The following is a 19,333-nucleotide window of genomic DNA, read 5'->3' as shown; positions in this document are numbered from 1 at the left end:
AGCCACCATGCTCAAACCGACCAGACTGTCGCGCCGCCGTTTCATCTTCAGCGGCGTCGCCGCCGCCGGCGCGCTGGTGGTGGGCTGGGGCCTGCTGCCGCCGCGCCAGCGGGTGCGCGCCACGCAGCCGCTGCCGCTGACCGACGGCGCGGTGGCGCTGAACGGCTGGGTCGCCATCGGTGTCGACGGCAGCGTCATGGTGGCCATGCCGCGCAGCGAGATGGGGCAGGGCGTGCACACGGCGCTGCCGATGCTGGTGGCCGAGGAGCTCGACGTGCCGCTGTCGGCGGTGCGCCTGTTGCAGGCGCCGCTCGACAGCATCTACGGCAACGTCGCCATGCTGCGCGACGGCCTGCCCTTCCACCCGGACGAGCAGGGCAATCTGAAAGCGGTGGCGCAATGGACCGTCGGCAAGGTGGCGCGCGAGCTGGGCCTGCAGATCACCGGCGGCTCGTCCAGCGTGAAGGACGCCTGGGGACCGATGCGCGAGGCCGGCGCCACGGCGCGCGCCTTGCTGCTGGCCGCCGCCGCGCACGAGTGGAAAGTGGCGGCGACGGAGTGCCGCACCGAGGCCGGCTTCGTGCTGCACGCCAGCGGCAAGCGCCTGGCCTACGGCGCGCTGGCGGCCCGCGCCGCCTTGAGCGAGCCGGGCGAGGTGCGCCTGAAGCAGCCGCGCGATTTCAAGTTGATCGGCACGCCGGCGCCACGGCGCGACAGCGCCGCCAAGGTCGACGGCAGCGCCGGCTTCGGCATCGACGCCCGTCCGCCCGGCTTGCTGTACGCCGCCGTGCGCATGGCGCCGGTGCTCGGCGCCAGCGTCGCCGGCATCGACGCGCAGGCGGTCAAGGGCATGGCCGGCGTGTCGCGGGTGGTCGATTTTTCGGCCGCGCTGTCGCCGCTGGGCGGCGCGCGGGCCGGCGCCGCCGTGGTGGCGGCCAGTTACTGGCAGGCCAAACAGGCCGCGCTGGCGCTGCCCATCAGCTGGAACGAGGGCGCCCACGCCAAGCTGTCGAGCGAGCAGATATTCCGCGAGTTCGCCGCCAAGCTCGATAGCGAGGCCGGCTACGCCTACCACCAGGCCGGCGAGGTCGGCGCCATCGCGGCGGGCGTGGGCGGCGTGGCCAAGGTGGTCAGCGCCGAGTACCGCGCGCCCTATCTGGCGCACGCGGCGATGGAGCCGGTCAACTGCACGGCGCAGGTCAAGGACGGCAAGGTGTGGCTGTGGGCGGCGACGCAGTCGCCCAGCCTGGCGGTCAAGGCGGCGGCCAAGGTGGCCGGCGTGGCGGCGGCCGACGTGGTGCTGGAAGTGACCTTGCTGGGCGGCGGTTTCGGCCGCCGGCTCGACGTCGACATGGTGGCGCAGGCGGTGGCGGTGGCCATGCAGTGCGGCGGCGCGCCGGTGCAAGTGATCTGGAGCCGCGAGGACGACATCGGCCACGACGTCTACCGGCCGGCCGCGCTGGCGCGCTTCACGGCGGGGCTGGACGCCGGCGGCAAGGTGCTGGCCTATGACAACCACTCGGCCAGCGGATCGGTGTCGCATCAGTTCTTCAAGCGTAACCTGGGCCTGCCGCCGGGCGGGCCGGACAAGACCACCGCCGAGGGCGAGTTCGACATGCAGTACGAGTTCGCCAACCAGCGCATCCGCCATGTGATCGTCGACAGCCCGGTGCCGCTGGGTTACTGGCGTTCGGTCGGCCATTCGCACAACGCCTTCTTCAAGGAGAGCTTTGTCGACGAGCTGGCCCACGCCGCCGGGCAGGACGGCGTGGCCTTCCGCCGCGCGCTGCTGGCGCGCCATCCGCGCCACTTGGCCGTGCTGGACGCGGCGGTGGCGCGCGCCGGCGCGGCGCCGGCCGGCCGCGCCCACGGCGTGGCGCTGCACCAGTCGTTCGGCACCATCGTCGCGCAGGTGGCCGAGGTGTCGGTCGAAGGGAAGGAGATCCGCGTGCACCGGGTGGTCTGCGCGCTCGACTGCGGCATCGCCGTCAATCCCAACATCATCGCCCAGCAGGCCGAGTCGGCCGTGGTGTTCGGTTTGTCGGCGGCGCTGTTCGGCGCGGTGACGATCAAGGACGGCAAGGTCGAGCAGAGCAATTTCCACGATTACCCGGTGCTGCGCATGGGGCAGGCGCCGGAGGTGGAGACCATCATCATGGCCAGCGCCGAGCCGCCAGAGGGGATGGGCGAGCCGGCCACGCCGCCGATCGCGCCGGCGGTGGCCAACGCCGTTTTCAAGCTGACCGGGCAGCGTTTGCGCAGCCTGCCGTTGACGCTGGGCTGAGTCGGCGGCCCGTCATCGCAAACCACCCAAAGGCGAAGGGCCGGGGTCGGACCCGCCGGGTCCGACCCCAGGTTCACGCCCATGGGTCACTCCAACGCCGCGCCGAGCAGTGCGCGCAGATTGCAGTCGCGCTGCCAGTTGCGCCGCTCCTCGCTGCCGGCGGCCAGCGCCGCCAGCTCTTCATCGCTTTGCTCGGCCTGGGCCTGCACCAGGCGGTGCGCCAGGTGCGGGTCGGGCAGCATGGTGCCGAAGAAGGCGACCACGTCGTGGCGCTGGATCAGCAGGGTGGGGAAGTTGTCGACGTCGAGATCGCCGACCACGTCGGCGTGGTCCTCGATGTCTATCCACAGGAAGAACTTGTCGGGGTGGCGCGCCGCCACCTCCTCGAACTGGGCGCGATAGCTGGCGCAGGTGCCGCACCAGGCGGCGCACAGGCAGGCGACGATCCAGCGCTCGCCGGCCAGGGCCGCCGCCACGTCGTCGCGGTTGTCGTTGTTCAGGGTCACACTATGCATGGTAAGTCAAAGCCTAACGGGCGCCGGGCGCCGATCGCGCAATTCTACACGCCGGGGCCGCTCGCCAAAATATTGATGCGCCACGAGTTGCCGGGATGCCTGTAAAACCCAACGGCGCGACCTGGGGTCGGACCCCGAGGGGTCCGACCCCGGCTTTCGCCCGTGGGTTTTGCAAGCGTCCCCGGCGCGTGCGAGCCGAAATCTACGCCGCCGCGCCGGCTCCGCCGCCAAATCGCCGGCGTCCGGACCTGCCCCGGCCCGGCGCGCCGGGTTAAAATACGGGATGCCTATTATTCTCGCCATTGAAACCTCCTCCGAACTCGCCTCCTGCGCCCTGCTGCGGGACGACGTCGTCCACTCCCGCGAGTCGTCGGGCGTGCGCACCCATTCGCAAGCCATCCTGCCGATGATCCAGGAACTGCTGGCCGAGGCCGGCATCGCCCTGGCCGACTGTGCCGCCATCGCCTACGGCTCCGGCCCCGGCTCGTTCACCGGCGTGCGCACCGCCTGCGGCATCGCCCAGGGCCTGGCCTTCGGCGCCAATTTGCCGGTGGTGCCGGTGGTGACCCTGGACGCGATGGCACTGGCTTGTCATCAGCAATTCGCCGCCACGGAAATTCTGACCGTGCTCGACGCCCGCATGGGCGAGGTCTACTGGGCGCAGTACCGCTATGCCGACGGCCTGCACGCGGTGCTGGCGCCGGCCTTGTCGGCGCCCGAGGCCGTGGCGCCGCAGGGCTGCCCTAAGGCCTGCGGCAACGGCCTGTCGGCCTACGCCGAAGCCTTCGCCGGCAAGGACTTCGCCGCCGCCGCGCAGCCGCAGGTGATGCCGCACGCCGTGCAGATCGCCCAGCTGGCGCGCATCGCGCTGGCCGCCGGCGCCACGCTGACGGCGGCCGAGGCGCAGCCGCTCTACCTGCGCAACAAGATCGCCTACACCAGCGCCGAGCGGCGCGACATCAATGCGGAGAAGGCTGCAAAGGCGGCCGGGGCGCAGGCATGATGCAGCAGTGGGATCTGGCCCGGCTCCAATACGAGCCCATGGGCGAGGCCGACATCGACCAGGTGCTGGCGCTGGAGGAGTCGGTTTATCCGCATCCCTGGAGCCGCGCCAACTTCATCGACTCGCTGGCCAGCGGCTACCAGGCTTGGTTGCTGCGCGACCCGGCCGGCGAACTGTTGGGCTATTTCCTGGTGATGGCCATCGTCGACGAGGCGCATCTGCTCAACGTGGCCGTGGCGGCGAACCGCCAGGGCCAGGGCCTGGGCCGCCTGCTGCTGAACCAGGCCTGCGCCTGCGCGCGCGGGCTGGGCATGGAGTCGATGCTGCTGGAGGTCAGGCCGACCAACACGCGCGCGCTGGCGATCTACCAGCGTTACGGATTTATTCAGATCGGCCGGCGCAAGGCGTACTACCCGGCCGCCAATCAGCAACGCGAGGACGCGATCGTTATGCGGTTCGTATTATGAGTCAGATCACAGGCCGCAGCGCGGTGTTCCTGCAAGAGATGGGCATCGGCCAGCAATGGTCGCGCCGCCATGTGGCGCCGGTCGAGGCGATGCCTGAGCCGGCCGACGGGCCGGCCGCGCCGGTGCTTGAAGACGAGGCGCCGGCGATGCAGTCGGCCGCCTCGTTCGCGGCCGCCGTCATGGCCGCCGTGGCCGATGACGACGTGCCCGCCGCCACTGCCGCCGCCATCGCGGCCGCGTCGGCGCCGCCACTCGCCCAGCGGCGCGCGCCTATCGCCGCCGCGGTATCGACAGCGGCCGAGTCGCCGGCCGTCGCGCCTGTGCTGGCCTCTGAGGTAGCCGAGCTGCACGACGATGCGGCGGAACCTGCCGCCGCAGCCGCAGCCGCAGCCGTAGCCGTAGCCGCAGCCGTAGCCACACCCGCGTCTGCATCCGCATCGGCACCCACGCCCGCACCCGTAGCCGTGCCGTCACCCCTTGCCGAGAGTGATCTGGACGCCGCCGCAGCGACCATCCCGGCGGCCACCGACGACGTCGACTCGACCGCCTGGTTCGACGACGCGCCCACGCCGGCCCGTGCCACGCCGATCGCCGACGAGGCCATCGCCGCGCTGGACTGGGCCGGCTTGAAGCAGGCCATCGCCGGCTGCACGCGCTGCGACCTGTGCGCCACCCGCCGCGGCACGGTGCCGGGCCGGGGCGAGGGCAGCGTCGGCTGGATCGCCATCGGCGCCGCGCCGAGTCGCCTGGACGAAAAGGAAAACCGCGCCATCACCGGCGACGGCGGCCAGCTGCTGGCCAACATGCTGAAGGCGATCGCGCTGGCGCCGGACAGCGACGTCCACGTGACCAATCTGGTCAAGTGCCGCCCGTCCGCCGCCGACGGCGCCGACCGCATGCCGACGCCGGACGAAGTGGCGGCTTGTCGTCCCTTCCTCGAACGCGAGTTGGTCCTGAGCGGCGCCACTATGCTGCTGACCCTGGGCCAGGCCGCCGCCAGGGGCCTGTTGGGCGCCGCCGCGCGCGGCAAGGTGCTGCGCCACGGCGCGCTGCCGGTGGTGGCGACCTATCACCCGGAAGACCTGCTGCGCCGGCCGGAAGACAAGGCCAAGGCCTGGGCCGACCTGTGTCTGGCCAAGGCCGCCCATGCCGGCGCGGACTGAGGGCGACGCCAGCTTCCAGGCGCTGTTCGAGCGCCGCTGGAGCCGGCTGACCCGGCCGCACGTGCGGGCGCTGGCCTGGCTGCTCGACGCGCCCGACCTGCTCGACGCCGCCGCGCCGCCGTGGCAGGGCCGCATCGCCAGCCTCGGCCCGCTGGCCGCCGCCAGCATCGACTGGCTGCACGCGCTAGAACGCGATCCGGCGCCGTTGGACGAGGCGCTCGGCACGCGCTTCTATTCCCGCCTCGGCCTGTACGCCGAAAAGCTGATGGCCTTCTACTTCGCCCAGCACGGCAGCTTGGTGGCGCACGGCTTGCAGGTGCGCGCCAGCCGCAACGACACCGTCGGCGAGTTCGACTTCCTGCTGCGCGACGGCGCACGGCTGCTGCACTGGGAGTTCGCCACCAAATTCTATCTGCTCGACGAGCAGCCCGACAACGCGGGCTTCAACTGCCTGATCGGCCCCAACCTGGCCGACACGCTGGGCGCCAAGATGCGCAAGATCCTCGACAAGCAGTTGGCGCTGGCGCGGCATCCGGCGGCGCAGCCGCTGCTGCCGCAGCCGGTCGATCTGGCGCAGGCACTGGTCAAGGGCTGGTTGTTTTATCCGCCGGGACGCACGCCGGCGCTGGCCGGCATCGGCGCGCCGCACTGCCACGGTTTCTGGAGCGCGCTGGCGCGCTTCGAGGCGGCCGACGACGAGCGCTTCATCGTCCTGCCGCGTCTGCAATGGCTGGCGCCGTGGAAGGGCGCGGGCGACACGCCCGTGCTCAATCCGTGGCAATTGCGCCAGGCCTTGACGCTGCAGATGGAGACGCTGGCCGCGCCGGTGATGGTGGCGGCGGTGGTGGAGCGGGGCGGCTGGCTGGTCGAGCGGCGCCGTGGCTTCGTGGTGCCGGACGACTGGCAGGCGCAGGCCGCCGCGCGGCGCACGGCCGGCTTGCTGCCGGCCTGATTCAGGTCCGGGTCCAGTTTAAATTCAAGTTTGATTCAAACCACCGCCGGCGCGCGGCCGCCGGCTGGCCATTCCAAAACCTAGTGTTTCAGTTCGCCGATCAGGGCCAGGGAATCGTGTTCCTTCTGGTTGGCGGCGTGCTTGCGCATGATGAAGAACATGGTGCCGGCGACGAACAGGCCGAACAGGATGATGATGACGTCCAGGTCCAGATGCAGGCGCAGCATCAGCGAGTAGGCCGCCAGCATGGTCAGGATCGACAGGTTCTCGTTGAAGTTCTGCACGGCGATCGAGTGGCCGGCGCTCATCAGCACGTGGCCGCGGTGCTGTAGCAGCGCGTTCATCGGCACGACGAAGAAGCCCGACAGCACGCCGACCAGGATCAACAGCGGATAGGCCAGGTAGATCGAATGCACCATGGTCATGCTCATGACGATGATGCCCATGCCGATGCCCAGCGGGATCACGGTCAGCGACTTGCGCAGCGTGATGAAGCAGGCCGACAGCACGGCGCCCAGCGCCACGCCGATCGCCACCACGCCGACCAGGCTGGTCGCCTTGTCGTAGGGCAGGTGCAGCGAGCGCTTGGCCCATTCCAGCACGATCAGTTGCAAGGTGGCGGCGGCGCCCCAGAACAGCGTGGTGACGGCCAGCGAGATTTGGCCCAGCTTGTCCTTCCACAGCAGCGAGTAGCAATTGGCGAAGTCGGTGATCAGCTTGATCGGGTTGCGTTCCTGGTGGGCGTAGACGCAGCCGGTTTCCGGGATGCGCAGGTTGAAGACGGCGGCCAGCACGTAGATGCCGACCACCACGCACAGGGCCGCCTCGGTCGGCGTGTTGATGCCGGTGTCGAGCATGGGCACGTCGATGCCGAGCAGGAAGGCCGAGGTGCGGCCGCTGACCAGCAGGCCGCCCATCACGGTGCCGAAGATGATCGAAGTGACGGTCAGTCCCTCGACCCAGCCGTTGGCGGCGACCAGTTTCTCACCCGGCAGCAGTTCGGTCAGGATGCCGTACTTGGCCGGCGAGTAGACCGCCGCGCCGAAGCCGACGACGGCGTAGGCGGCCAGCGGATGGACCTGGAAGAAGATCAGCGCGCAACCGAAAATTTTGATCAGGTTGGCAATGAACATGACCCGGCCCTTGGGCAGGGCGTCGGCGAAGGCGCCGACAAAAGCGGCCAACAGCACGTAAAAGAGGACAAAGGAGAGTTTCAGCAGCGGCGTGATCCAGCCCGGCGACTTCATGTTGATCAATAGGTCGATCGCGACAAAAAGCAGCGCGTTATCCGCCAATGACGAAAAGAACTGCGCTGCCATGATGGTATAGAAACCACGATTCATACTGGGATGCCTGAAAACATATCTGGCTTGCTTTATACCATAAATGCAGAGGGACACGAAATCGCCCCGATGGCCGAAGCCGGCCTAATCAGTCCACGGGTAGAGATCGCCGATCTGCGCTTCTGTCAATTGCCGGGTGCAGTCGGCGCAGGCCGGCTTGGCGCCGTCTTTCTTGCTGTAGGCGAGAGAAAAGCAGGGCCTGAGTCCGCTGGATTTGACCTTCATGTCGTCGATCATTTTCATCAGGGCATCCGGCTCCGCGCAGGCAATACCGCCGTATCCGGTTGCCTGACTCTTGATCTTGGACATGCTGGTGCTCAGCGCGTCGCGCGCCTCCCGCTTCCTGCCCGCCTTGGCAATTCCCTGGTTGGTGCCGGAATACTTGACGTTGCCGTTGGAATCTAATAACACGCAATTGGTTTCCGCGCCGATGGTCGCCGCCTCCAAAATTTGCAATGCTTTGGCAGCATAGGCGAACAGTTTTACATCACGTTTGGACTGCCGCTCATTACTGCTGAGCAAGGGTTTGTCCTCGACGGTTTGCCAGCCGGAGCCATCGTCTTCTACATGGTGGAGGCGCAAGTCAGGGGTGTTGTCGCTGTGTGCTCCCAGGTAATAAGCAGTCTCGACTGCCTCCCGGTAACCTGCCGGAAAGGTGCCGCCCAGTTTGCGCTTGACGTCACTAAGATATTGATTGCGCTGAGACATGCCGCGCTGTTTTCCGGCCGCTTGCGCCGCCGCCTCCAATTGCTGCAGCCGGGCGTCGGTCGCAACGATCGTGATCGACGGCGGGCGTGTCGGCTTCTTCTTTACTGCCGAGGTTGGATGGGTGTTGCGCTGCTGCTGCTGCTGCTGTTTCTTGCCCTGTGGTGTGGCAGTCGTGCTGCCCGGGTTGCCGGTCGTGCCGGCGAAGCGGCTCCACAAAAAATAGCCGGCCGTCAGGACGGTCGCGCCGACGGCGGCGACGCCGAGCATTTCCAGGCTTCGCTGGATGGTCTGGCGGGCCGGCCCCGGCAACGCCGCCCTGGGCAGCAAAGCCGGCGTCGGCGCCGGCGGCCCCGCCGGCCTGTTGCCTGGCGGCGTAGCCAGGCGTGCCTGCAAGGGCGCCGGCAAGCCGGCGGGCGGCCCCGTTCTGGCGCCGGCCTTGCTGGCTGTCAACGGTGTGAATGGCGCAGGCACGGCGGGCTGGCGCGGCGTGGCAGGGGTGAAGCGAGCTGGTGCGACTGGCTTGGACTGCTTCATGGATCAGCCTCGATATTTATCTTATTGACAAGCTATGCTAGTCCAATTGCCGAAGCATGTAAATTGCCATGCCCGGCCAGATCGCCGCGCCGCCGGTGGTCCCGTCGGCGCGCGCAAATTGGACCGTGCGGATCAGCCCGCGTCCGGTAAAATACGGCCTTCCTCCATCCGCTCCAACTTCCTATGCCACGGCCGATAGTCGCAACGATCCATCTCGAATCCATGAAACACAATCTGGCCCGCGCCAAGGCGTGCGCGCCGCAGGCCAAGGCCTGGGGCGTGCTCAAGGCCAACGGTTACGGCCACGGGCTGGAACGCGCCATGCGCGGCTTGGCCGCCGCCGACGGCCTGGCGCTGATCGAGTTCGACAACGCGGTGCGCCTGCGCGAACTGGGTTGGAGCAAGCCCATCCTGCTGCTCGAAGGTTGCTTCGACGCCGACGACGTGCGCACCATGGCGCAGTACGACTTCAACTGCACCGTCCACTGCGACGAGCAGATCGCCTGGCTGGAAGCGGCGGAGATCAAAAACACCATCCATCTGCACTTGAAGATGAACACCGGCATGAACCGCCTCGGCTTCAAGCCGCAGGCCTTCGCCGCCGCCCACGCCCGCCTGCGCGCGCTGCCCTGGGTCGGCGAGATCACCTTGATGACCCATTTCGCCAACGCCGACGACGCCGGCCACCCGGTGCTGACGTTGAACGAGCAGATCCGCCGTTTCAAGCTCGGCGCGGCCGGCCTGCCCGGTCCGTTCAGCCTGCCCAACTCGGCCGGCACGCTGCATCTGGTCGAATTGTCCGACCTGCTGGCCAGCGACTGGATTCGTCCCGGCATCATGCTGTACGGCGGCACGCCGGGCGGCAAGAGCGCGGCCGAGTTCGGCCTGCGCCCGACCATGACGCTGAGCAGCGAGATCATCGGCGTGCAGGACATCGTCGCCGGCGAGGCGGTCGGCTACGGCAGCCGCTTCCTGGCCGACCGGCCGATGCGCATCGGCGTCGTCGCCTGCGGCTATGCCGACGGCTATCCGCGCCACGCCCCGCTGGGCACGCCGGTGCTGGTCGACGGCGTGCGCACCCGCCTGGTCGGCCGCGTCTCGATGGACATGCTGACCGTCGACCTGAGCGAGCTGCCCGACGCGCGCGTCGGCAGCAGGGTGGTGTTGTGGGGCGAGGGCATGCCGATCGACGAGGTGGCCGAGGCCGCCGGCACCATCGGCTACGAGCTGATGTGCGCGCTGGCGCCGCGCGTGCCGGTGGTCGAGGGCTGAGGCGGCGATGGCGACCAAGGCGAAAACCAATTACACCTGCAGCGACTGCGGCGCCACCAGCAACAAGTGGACCGGCCAGTGCGCCGCCTGCCAGCAGTGGAACACCATGCTGGAGACGGTGGTCGAGAGCGCGGGGCAGAACCGCTATTCGAATCCGCAGCACATGGCGCTGGCGCAGACCGCGCCGGTGCTGTCGCTGGCCGACATCGACGCGGTCGACGTGCCGCGCTTCGGCACCGGCATCGAGGAGTTCGACCGGGTGCTCGGCGGCGGCCTGGTGGCCGGCGGCGTGGTGCTGATCGGCGGCGACCCCGGCATCGGCAAGTCGACCCTGCTGCTGCAGGCGCTGGCCAACCTCTCGCATCACAAGAGCGTGCTGTATGTCAGCGGCGAGGAGTCCGGCGCGCAGATCGCGCTGCGCGCCAAGCGCCTGCTGATCGACGCCAAGGACTTGAAGTTGCAGGCGGAGATACAACTGGAGAAGATCCTCGGCACCTTGGCCGAGCTGAAACCGCAGGTGGCGGTGATCGACTCGATCCAGACCGTGTATTCGGACGCGCTCAGTTCGGCGCCCGGCTCGGTGGCCCAGGTGCGCGAGTGCGCCGCCCAGCTGACCCGGGTGGCCAAGCAGACCGGCATCACCATCATCCTGGTCGGCCACGTCACCAAGGAGGGCGCGCTGGCCGGCCCGCGCGTGCTGGAGCACATCGTCGACACCGTGCTGTATTTCGAGGGCGACAGCCATTCCAGCTTCCGCCTGGTGCGCGCCATCAAGAACCGTTTCGGCGCCGTCAACGAGCTGGGCGTGTTCGCCATGACCGAGAAGGGCTTGAAGGGGGTGTCCAATCCGTCGGCGCTGTTCCTCTCGCAGCACGACAGCCAGGTGCCCGGCTCCTGCGTGATGGTGACCCAGGAGGGCACCCGGCCGCTGCTGGTGGAGATCCAGGCGCTGGTCGACACCAGCCACCTGCCCAACGCGCGCCGCCTGTCGGTCGGCCTGGAGCAGAACCGCCTGGCCATGCTGCTGGCGGTGCTGCACCGCCACGCCGGCATCGCCGCCTTCGACCAGGATGTCTTCATCAACGCCGTCGGCGGCGTCAAGATCACCGAGCCGGCGGCCGATTTGGCCGTGCTGCTGGCGATCAACTCGTCGATGCGCAACAAGGCTTTGCCGAGCGGCTTCGTGGTGTTCGGCGAGGTCGGCCTGGCCGGCGAGATCCGTCCGGCGCCGCGCGGCCAGGAGCGCCTGCGCGAGGCGGCCAAGCTGGGCTTCAAGCTGGCCATGATCCCCAAGGCCAACGCGCCGAAGACGCCGATCGAGGGCATGACCATCATCGCCGTCGAGCGCATCGACGATGCCTTCAATAAGCTGCGCGAACACCAGTGATGCGGTGATAGAATCTGCGGCGATGTTTTGGCGATGCGCATCAAGGCGCATTGCGCGGTAAAATCGTAGAGTAACCGGGCAGCTGCGATACGCCGCGTCCGGACGGTTTGGTGTGCGCTGTGTTGTATCCCAATAGAGCGCAGGATTCTTTCATTTTGCTACCGTATCGGATTGAAAATTGTTAGTGGATCACAGATCAGCGGCGCGTAAGATCATGCGCTCCAAGGCCGTCGTGGTGATGGACGGCGCGCCGCCGGCGCAGGGGCGCACGCTCGACATCGGCGCCAGCGGCATGTCGATCACCTTCGACAGCAAGCTGGCGGTCGGCCAGATGGGCCAGGTGATGTTCGAGCTTTTCCTCGACGGCAAGGCGCAGATCATGACTTGTCGCTCGAAAGTGAGTTATTGCATCTTCAGCGGCGACCATTTCAAGATCGGCTACCAGTTCTCGAACCTGGACCAGCCGACCCTGGCGTCGATCACCAAGTTCCTCCGCTGACTGCGCCGCCCGCCCCGTCGAGCTGCCGGCGGCGCGGGGCAGGGCGGTAAAAGACCCTTTGTTCGGCGTTTTAAAATTTCGGCAATCGTGGATAATAGGCAACTTGAAGAGCCGAGGCCGGCGTCCGCGCCGACTCCCTGTCACGCCCGGCTCGTGACAATACCGCGCCGCCGCGATCCGGCCGCGCCACCGAATTGGACGCGCACATCATGGTTACTTCTTCCGCCCTCTCCGCCGGCAACTACGCCGGCACCGCCGCCACCGCCGATGTCTACGCCCGGGTCGAGCGGACCATGGCTACGCAGAACAGCGGCGTCGCCAAACTCAACACCACTTTGACGCGCGACCAGGCCAAGCTGTCCGGTCTGGGCCAGTTGCAGAGCGCGCTGGCGAGCTTCAAGAACGTCGCCGCCGGCCTGGCCGGCAACGGCCTGAACACCAGCGCCACCAGCAGCACCAAGGGCGTGTTGACGGCCAGCGTGAGCGGCGGCGCCAAGGCCGGCACTTATGCCGTCGACGTCAAGCAGCTGGCGCAGGGCCAACTGCTGACCAGCGACATGCTGGTCAACAGCGCGGGCAAGATCGGCACCGGCGCGCCGGCCACCGTCAAAATCGAGTTCGGCAACGCCGACGAGAAGAGTTTCACCCCGGTGGGCGCCGGCAAGAGCATCACCATCGACAGCAAGAACAACACCCTCGACGGCATCGCCGCCGCCTTCCGCGAGGCCGGCGTCGACGCCAAGGTGGTCAAGAGCGGCAACGGCTACGCGCTGTCGATCGCCGGCCAGAGCGGCGCCGAGCACAGCATGCGCATCAGCGTCAGCGGCGACGCCGCCGTCAAGGACCTGCTGGCCTACAACCCGGCCGGCACGAAAAACATGAAGGAGGGCGCAGTCGCCCAGGACGCCTTGCTGAGCGTGAACGGCAAGGAGATCAAGAGCGCCAGCAACACGCTGGACAAGGCCATCGAGGGCGCCACGCTGACCCTGGGCGCGAAGGGCAAGACCGACGTGCTGATCGCCCAGGACCCGGCGCAGATCGGCAAGAACGTGCGCGCCTTCGTCGCCGCCTACAACGAACTGAACGACAAGCTGCAGGCGCTGCAGAAGGGCGACTTGAAGTCCGACCGGGCCTTGGGCCAGGCCAGCGGCCAGCTGTCGCAGCTGCTCAAGACGGGCGGTAACGGCGTTTCGGTGGCGGCCTTGAACAATGCCGGCGTCACGCTGGAGGCCAACGGCAGCCTGAAGCTGGACGAGAAGAAACTCACCAGCGCGCTGGCGGCCGACGCCGGCACGGTGGGCAAGTTGTTCAGCAACGACGGCAAGGGCATCGCCGACCAGCTGGCCAGCAAGATCACTGCGCTGACCGGCAACGACAGCACCATCCGCAAAGAGGCGCTGTCGATCGGCAAGGAGATCACCAGCCTGAACAGCAAGAAGGCGCAGATGACCAAGGCGCTGACGGCGCAGGCCAACGCCCTGGTGGCGATGTATACCCAGCAGGCGCAAACCGGCGCGGCCGGCGGCGGCGCGCCCACCTCCTTGTTCGACATGCTGGCCTGAGTCGCCGCGCCCGGCAGCGGCCGGCGCGCCGGGCCGGTTCGGCGCGGCGCGGGCCGGGCCTTGCACCGGCCGCGCCAGTCCGCCTGCGCTCGGCGCTTGCCAAGCTGGCTACAATGTCCGATCATCACGCCTTGTGTAGAATTTCCATTCTTCGGGAGGCGGGACCATGGCGGACAAGCGTATCAACAAGCGGGTGGCGGCACATCTGGCGGCGGCTGCCGCGCTGGCCGTTGCGGCGGCCCTGACGGCCGGCACGGCAGTGGCCCAGGCGCAGGAGGAGAAGGTCCTCAACATCTACAACTGGTCGGACTACATCGCCGACGACACGGTCAAGAATTTCGAAAAAGAGACCGGCATCAAGGTCCGTTATGATCTGTTCGACAACAACGAGATCCTCAACTCCAAGCTGGTCGCCGGCAAGTCGGGCTACGACGTCGTCGTGCCGACGGCGCCATGGGCGCGTTTGCAGATCGACGCCAAGCTGCTGCGCAAGCTGGACAAGTCGAAACTGAGCAACCTGGCCAACCTCGACCCGTCGATCCAGGCCAAGCTGGCCAAGATCGATCCGAACAACGACTACCTGGTCGACTGGCTGTGGGGTTACACCACGGTCGGCATCAACGTCGCCAAGGTCAAGGCCGCGCTGGGCGATTTGCCGATGCCGGACAACGCCTGGGACCTGATCTTCAATCCGAAATATGCCGCCAAGCTGAAGTCCTGCGGCGTCTCCTTCCTCGATTCGCCGTCCGAGGTGCTGCCGGCCGCGCTGATGTACCTGGGCAAGCCGGCCTACTCGAAAAGCGCCGCCGACTACACCGAGGCGGGCAAGCTGCTGCAGACCGTGCGTCCGTACATTACCTTGTTCAGCTCGTCCGGCTACATCAACGACATGGCCAACGGCGCCGTCTGCGTGGCGATGGGTTGGTCGGGCGACATCAACATCGCCCGCCAGCGCGCCATCGACGCCAAGAACGGCAACGTGATCGAGGTGCTGCTGCCGAAGACGGCCGCCGCGCTGATGTTCGACACCATGGCCATCCCGGCCGACGCGCCGCACCCGAACAACGCCCACCTGTGGATCAACTACATCCTGCGGCCGCAGGTGCACGCCAGCTTGAGCAACAAGGTGTTCTACGCCAACCCCAACACGGCCAGCGTCAAGTTCGTGCGCAAGGATATCGCCGAGAACAAGAAGGTCTTCCTGTCCGACGCCGACAAGCAGCGCATGGCCGCGCCGGAGGCGGTGCCGGCCGACATCCGCCGTTCGATCACCCGCATCTACACCAAGTTCAAGACGGGCGTGTAGGCCGCTTGCGCTTGCCATAAAAACCAAAAAGGCGGCGGTGCCGACATCCCGCGGGATGCCGCCACTGCCGCCTTGGCTTCCAGGCGAAGCCGATGGCTATTCGTGATAGCGGTCGATTAGTTTGGTATTACTCCCACGCAGCTCTTCGACGAGCTCATAAATAACCAGCGCGATCATGCCGCCGAAAATGCCGATGGTGAGCAGGGTGAACATAATGATATCAGTCGCCTTGCGACGGCCGCTCCCTAGAGTTGGTACAGTTTCACTCTAGCAGATGGTTACCGCTTTGCAAGCTCAACCCAGTTCAGACCGTCCTATTTGACGACCAGGTCGGCGGCCATTACCGCCTTTAGGTACAGGCTGCCCGGGTCGCCCGGGTCGCGCTGGGCGAACCACCAGGCGCTGGCTTTGCGGATGTCCCAGTCGAGCTCCTCGCCGGTCATCAACAGCGCCGCCGCCTGGCCCAGGGTCGGCTGGTGGCCGATCACCAGCACCGATTCCTTGGCGCCCGGCCAGTTGGCGGCGCGCAGGATGTCCTCCGGATCGGCGCCCGGCGCCAGGTCCGGGTGGATCTTGAATTTGCGGCCCAGCGGCTCGGCCGTCTGCAAGGTGCGCAGCGCCGGGCTGACCAGCACCCGGCAGCTGTCGGGCAGTTGCGAGGCCAGCCACTGACCCATGCGGCGCGCCTGCTTCTGGCCTTTGACGGTCAGCGCGCGCTCCAGGTCGGTCTGGCCGGCCGCCGCGTCCTCGGCCTCGGCGTGACGCCACAAGATGAGATCCATGCTTTTCTCCTGTTATCGTATGCGACGCGGCAAAAGATGATCTGCTGGATGGCGCACTCTCAGTCGCCGCTCTCGTTGCTGGGCGTGCCCAGCGCTTGCATCAGGTAGTGCTGGGCGCTGAAGGCGGCCTGCTTGGCGCGCGGCTTGCGCCGCTGGTATTGGCCGTCCGCTTCCAGCTCCCAGGAGTTGTTGTTGTCCTTCAAATAAGGGTTCAGGCCCTCGGCGATGACGCGCCGTTTCAGCGTGCGGTCCAGCACCGGGAAGGCCACCTCGATGCGGCGGAACAGGTTGCGGCTCATCCAGTCGGCGCTGGCCAGCATGACGTCGTGCGCCAAATCGTTGCGGAAATAATAAATCCGGCTGTGTTCGAGGAAGCGGCCGATGATCGAGCGCACCCGGATGTTGTCCGACAGGCCGGGCACGCCGGGGCGCAGGGTGCAGGCGCCGCGCACGATCAGGTCGATCTTGACGCCGTCCTTCGACGCCGCGTACAGCGCGCGGATCACCGACTCGTCGACCAGTGCATTTATTTTAACAATAATCCGTCCGGGCCGGCCGGCGCGGGCGATGCGCGCCTCGTTGCGGATCGCCTTGATGATCTCGTTCTGCAGCGCGAACGGCGCCAGCCACAGGTGTTCCAACTTGTGCGGCTTGGTCAGGCTGGTCAGGTGGATGAACACCTCGTTGACCTCGATCGCCAGGCCGGGGTGGCAGGTCAGCAGGCCGAAGTCGGTGTACAGCTTGGTGGTGGTCGGGTGGTAGTTGCCGGTGCCGAGGTGGGCGTAGAAGCGCAGCTCGCCTTCCTCGCGGCGGATCACCAGGGCCAGCTTGGCGTGGGTCTTCAGGCCGACCACGCCATACACCACCTGGGCGCCGGCCTGTTCCAGCCGGTCGGCCCAGTTGATGTTGGCCTCTTCGTCGAAGCGCGCCTTCAGCTCGACGATGACGGTGACCTCCTTGCCCTGGCGCGCCGCCGTGATCAGCGAGTCCATCAGGTCCGAGTTCATGCCGGTGCGGTAGATGGTCTGCTTGATCGCCACCACCGCCGGGTCGTGCGCGGCGCTGCGGATGAAGTCGATCACCGTCTGGAACGACTGGTAGGGGTGGTGCAGCAAGATATCCTGCTTCTTCAGCGCGCCGAAGATGTCCTGGCCCGGGTTCTTCGGCGCGAAGCCGGGGAAGAAGGGTTCGAAGCGCAGGCTGGGCTGGTTGACATGGTCGATCAGCTCGGTCAGGCGCACCAGGTTGACCGGGCCGTTGACGGCGTACAGCCGGCTCTGGTCGAGGCCGAACTGGTCGAGCAGGAACTGCGACAGCTCCGGCGGGCAGTTCTTGGCCACCTCCAGCCGCACCGAGGTGCCGAACTGGCGGCCCTGCAGCTCGCCTTTGAGGGCCTGGCGCAGGTTTTTGACCTCGTCCTCGTCGACCCACAGGTCGCTGTCGCGGGTGACGCGGAACTGCGAGTAGGCCAGCACCTCGCGGCCGGCGAACAGGTCGGATATATGCGCGTGGATGATCGACGACAGCAGGCAGAACGAGACGCCGCCGCTCTTCGACAAGTGGTCGGGCAGGCGGATCACCCGCGGCAGCACGCGCGGCGCCTTGACGATGGCGATCGCCGTGCCGCGGCCGAAGGCGTCCTTGCCGGACAGGGCGACGATGAAGTTCAGACTCTTGTTGACGACCTGCGGGAAGGGGTGGGCCGGGTCGAGGCCGATCGGCGTCAGCAGCGGGCGCACCTCGCGCTCGAAGTATTCCTTGACCCAGGCGCGCTGGGCGTCGTTGCGTTCGTTGTGGCGCACCAGATGGACGCCCTTGGCCTGCAATTGGGGCAGCACTTCCTGGTTGAGGATTTCGTATTGATGCGCCACCAGGTCGTGGCACTCGTTGCTGATGCGGCTCAGCGTGGCCACCAGGGCCGGGTGCTCGGACAAGGCGCCGTCGACGCTGGCGGCGGCCAACAGGCTGGCCACGCGCACTTCGAAGAATTCGTCGAGGTTGCTGCTGGCGATGCATAGGTAGCGTAGACGTTCGAGCAGGGGCAGGGCTTTGTCCTCGGCCTGCGCGAGCACGCGCCGGTTGAACATTAGTTGGGACAGTTCCCGGTCGAGAAAGATGCTGTTTTTGGTCACGTCCACACGCAGATCAGGCTTCATGGTGTATTTAATCACTTTAACGGATAGCTAATTCTAGCCTGAATACACAAGACATATTGATAGTGTCGTAGTGTAGATGTCAAATATGACAAGTTCGTGACATAGTCTGTCATAAATGCCCGAAACGAGGGGGCAATTATGACAAGCGTAGAATGGGAAACGGGCTAAAACGCTGTTTTCGACAAATCTCGACGATGTCATAAACCTGTCATATTTGGCCGGTAGACTGCGCAGCATCCCAACCCCGGATAATCAAATCAAAAGGACTTGATATGCGTATGAAACAGTTGTTCTCTTCCCTGGTAGTTGGCGCAGCCGCCGTGATGGCATTCTCGTCCGCCACCGCAGCCGACATGACCGGCGCTGGCGCTACCTTCCCATACCCGATCTACGCCAAATGGGCGGAGTCGTATAAAGCCGCAACCGGCAACGGCCTGAACTATCAGTCCGTTGGCTCCGGCGCCGGCATCAAACAAATCAAAGCCAAAACCGTCGACTTCGGCGCCTCCGACATGCCGCTCAAAGCGGAAGAGCTGGACGCCGAGGGCCTGATGCAGTTCCCCGCCATCATGGGCGGCGTGGTCACCGTGGTCAACCTGGACGGCATCACCCCGGGCCAGCTGAAACTGACCGGCCCGGTCATCGCCGACATCTACCTGGGCAAGATCACCCAGTGGAACGCGCCCGAGATCGCCGCGCTGAACGCCGGCGTCAAGCTGCCGGCCGCCGAAATCACCGTGGTGCACCGCGCCGACGGTTCGGGCACCTCCTTCCTGTTCACCGACTACCTGTCGAAAACCAGCCCCGACTTCAAAACCAAGATCGGCGCCGGTTCCGCCGTCAAGTGGGCGGTGGGCGTGGGCGGCAAGGGCAACGAAGGCGTCGCCGCCAACGTGCAGCGCATCAAGGGTTCGATCGGCTACGTCGAGTGGGCCTTCGCCAAGAAAAACAAAATGCAACACACCCAGCTGAAAAACAAGGACGGCAACTTCCTGCAACCTGACGACGACTTCTTCAAGGCCGCCGCCGCCAGCGCCGAGTGGACCAAGACCCCGGGCTTCGGCGTGGTGCTGACCGACCAGGCCGGCAAGAACTCCTGGCCGATCACCGGCGTGTCCTTCATCCTGATGCACAAAGCCCAGGCCGACGCCGCCAAAGGCAAGGAAGTGCTGAAGTTCTTCGACTGGGCCTTCAAAAACGGTGGCGCCTCCGCCGTCGAACTGGACTACGTGCCGCTGCCGGCCACCGTCGTCAAGCTGGTGCAGGACTCCTGGAAAGCCAACCTGAAAGACGCTTCGGGCAAGGCCATCTACTAATCCGGATTTCCCCTTCGGCCGGCCCCGGGCCGGCCGAGGGGGTTAGCCTGCTCTTCTCGTCCGGGAGGAGCAGGCTAGCTGACA

General features: G+C 66.8%; 16 protein-coding genes. 11 read left to right on the top strand and 5 right to left on the bottom strand.

What is annotated here, in order from left to right:
- The first annotated feature begins 7 nt into the window (after positions 1 to 7).
- Positions 8 to 2,284 carry a xanthine dehydrogenase family protein molybdopterin-binding subunit gene (locus H7U20_RS22915; RefSeq protein WP_199761443.1) on the top strand — a complete coding sequence of 759 codons (2,277 nt, stop codon included), beginning with the start codon at positions 8 to 10 and terminating at the stop codon, positions 2,282 to 2,284.
- A gap of 86 nt (positions 2,285 to 2,370) precedes the next feature.
- On the opposite strand, the gene H7U20_RS22910 is transcribed toward H7U20_RS22915, so the two are convergent.
- Positions 2,371 to 2,799: a thioredoxin family protein gene (locus H7U20_RS22910; protein WP_199761442.1), complete on the bottom strand. Its 429-nt coding sequence runs from the start codon at positions 2,797 to 2,799 to the stop codon at positions 2,371 to 2,373.
- Positions 2,800 to 3,082: 283 nt separating this feature from the next.
- On the opposite strand from H7U20_RS22910, the gene tsaB reads away from it, so the two are divergent.
- Genes tsaB through H7U20_RS22890 form a run of 4 tightly spaced genes read left to right on the top strand, consistent with a single transcriptional unit; the run spans position 3,083 to position 6,384 of the window.
- On the top strand, positions 3,083 to 3,802 hold the full coding sequence (gene tsaB, locus H7U20_RS22905; RefSeq protein ID WP_199761441.1) for a tRNA (adenosine(37)-N6)-threonylcarbamoyltransferase complex dimerization subunit type 1 TsaB: 720 nt from the start codon (positions 3,083 to 3,085) through the stop codon (positions 3,800 to 3,802).
- Positions 3,799 to 4,269: a ribosomal protein S18-alanine N-acetyltransferase gene (rimI, locus tag H7U20_RS22900; protein WP_199761440.1), complete on the top strand. Its 471-nt coding sequence runs from the start codon at positions 3,799 to 3,801 to the stop codon at positions 4,267 to 4,269. Before tsaB ends, rimI begins: the two co-directional genes overlap by 4 nt.
- Positions 4,266 to 5,432, top strand: a complete 1,167-nt coding sequence (locus H7U20_RS22895) for a uracil-DNA glycosylase (RefSeq protein ID WP_233411000.1) — start codon at positions 4,266 to 4,268, stop codon at positions 5,430 to 5,432. The genes rimI and H7U20_RS22895 overlap by 4 nt, the downstream gene beginning before the upstream one ends.
- Positions 5,416 to 6,384, top strand: coding sequence for a DUF1853 family protein (locus H7U20_RS22890; protein WP_199761439.1), 969 nt, complete (start codon positions 5,416 to 5,418; stop codon positions 6,382 to 6,384). Before H7U20_RS22895 ends, H7U20_RS22890 begins: the two co-directional genes overlap by 17 nt.
- Before the next feature lie 80 nt (positions 6,385 to 6,464).
- Here the strand turns inward: H7U20_RS22890 and lplT are convergent, their stop codons facing one another.
- Both lplT and H7U20_RS22880 read right to left on the bottom strand, forming a co-directional pair.
- Complete coding sequence (gene lplT, locus H7U20_RS22885) at positions 6,465 to 7,727, bottom strand: lysophospholipid transporter LplT (protein ID WP_199761438.1); 1,263 nt, start codon at positions 7,725 to 7,727, stop codon at positions 6,465 to 6,467.
- Positions 7,728 to 7,811: 84 nt separating this feature from the next.
- Positions 7,812 to 8,969: a hypothetical protein gene (locus tag H7U20_RS22880; RefSeq protein ID WP_199761437.1), complete on the bottom strand. Its 1,158-nt coding sequence runs from the start codon at positions 8,967 to 8,969 to the stop codon at positions 7,812 to 7,814.
- A 183-nt stretch (positions 8,970 to 9,152) separates the two neighbouring features.
- Here H7U20_RS22880 and alr point away from each other — a divergent pair, with 183 nt between their 5' ends.
- The 5 genes from alr to H7U20_RS22855 all read left to right on the top strand — a co-directional run bounded on the left by alr (position 9,153) and on the right by H7U20_RS22855 (position 14,995).
- A complete protein-coding gene (gene alr / locus H7U20_RS22875; RefSeq protein WP_199761436.1) occupies positions 9,153 to 10,241 on the top strand; it encodes an alanine racemase in 1,089 nt (362 codons plus the stop codon).
- A gap of 7 nt (positions 10,242 to 10,248) precedes the next feature.
- Positions 10,249 to 11,628, top strand: a complete 1,380-nt coding sequence (gene radA / locus H7U20_RS22870; RefSeq protein WP_199761435.1) for a DNA repair protein RadA — start codon at positions 10,249 to 10,251, stop codon at positions 11,626 to 11,628.
- 184 nt (positions 11,629 to 11,812) lie between these two features.
- Positions 11,813 to 12,127 (top strand): PilZ domain-containing protein, encoded by a 315-nt coding sequence (locus H7U20_RS22865; RefSeq protein WP_370593223.1) that lies wholly within the window; start codon positions 11,813 to 11,815, stop codon positions 12,125 to 12,127.
- A gap of 209 nt (positions 12,128 to 12,336) precedes the next feature.
- Positions 12,337 to 13,689 carry a flagellar filament capping protein FliD gene (gene fliD / locus H7U20_RS22860; protein ID WP_199761433.1) on the top strand — a complete coding sequence of 451 codons (1,353 nt, stop codon included), beginning with the start codon at positions 12,337 to 12,339 and terminating at the stop codon, positions 13,687 to 13,689.
- Between the two features lie 166 nt (positions 13,690 to 13,855).
- Positions 13,856 to 14,995 carry a polyamine ABC transporter substrate-binding protein gene (locus H7U20_RS22855; RefSeq protein WP_233410999.1) on the top strand — a complete coding sequence of 380 codons (1,140 nt, stop codon included), beginning with the start codon at positions 13,856 to 13,858 and terminating at the stop codon, positions 14,993 to 14,995.
- A 314-nt stretch (positions 14,996 to 15,309) separates the two neighbouring features.
- Here the strand turns inward: H7U20_RS22855 and sixA are convergent, their stop codons facing one another.
- A complete protein-coding gene (gene sixA, locus H7U20_RS22850) occupies positions 15,310 to 15,777 on the bottom strand; it encodes a phosphohistidine phosphatase SixA (RefSeq protein WP_199761432.1) in 468 nt (155 codons plus the stop codon).
- 59 nt (positions 15,778 to 15,836) lie between these two features.
- A complete protein-coding gene (gene ppk1 / locus H7U20_RS22845; protein WP_199761431.1) occupies positions 15,837 to 17,933 on the bottom strand; it encodes a polyphosphate kinase 1 in 2,097 nt (698 codons plus the stop codon).
- Between the two features lie 272 nt (positions 17,934 to 18,205).
- Here ppk1 and pstS point away from each other — a divergent pair, with 272 nt between their 5' ends.
- Entirely contained in the window at positions 18,206 to 19,249 is a 1,044-nt protein-coding gene (gene pstS / locus H7U20_RS22840; RefSeq protein WP_199761430.1) for a phosphate ABC transporter substrate-binding protein PstS, read from the top strand.
- The last annotated feature ends 84 nt before the right edge of the window (positions 19,250 to 19,333 follow it).

Origin of the sequence: Rugamonas violacea, assembly GCF_016461825.1 — a bacterium.
Taxonomy (GTDB): domain Bacteria; phylum Pseudomonadota; class Gammaproteobacteria; order Burkholderiales; family Burkholderiaceae_D; genus Rugamonas.
The sequence above is the reverse complement of the archived record's forward strand: the minus strand, read 5'-3'. Positions and strand labels throughout refer to the sequence as shown.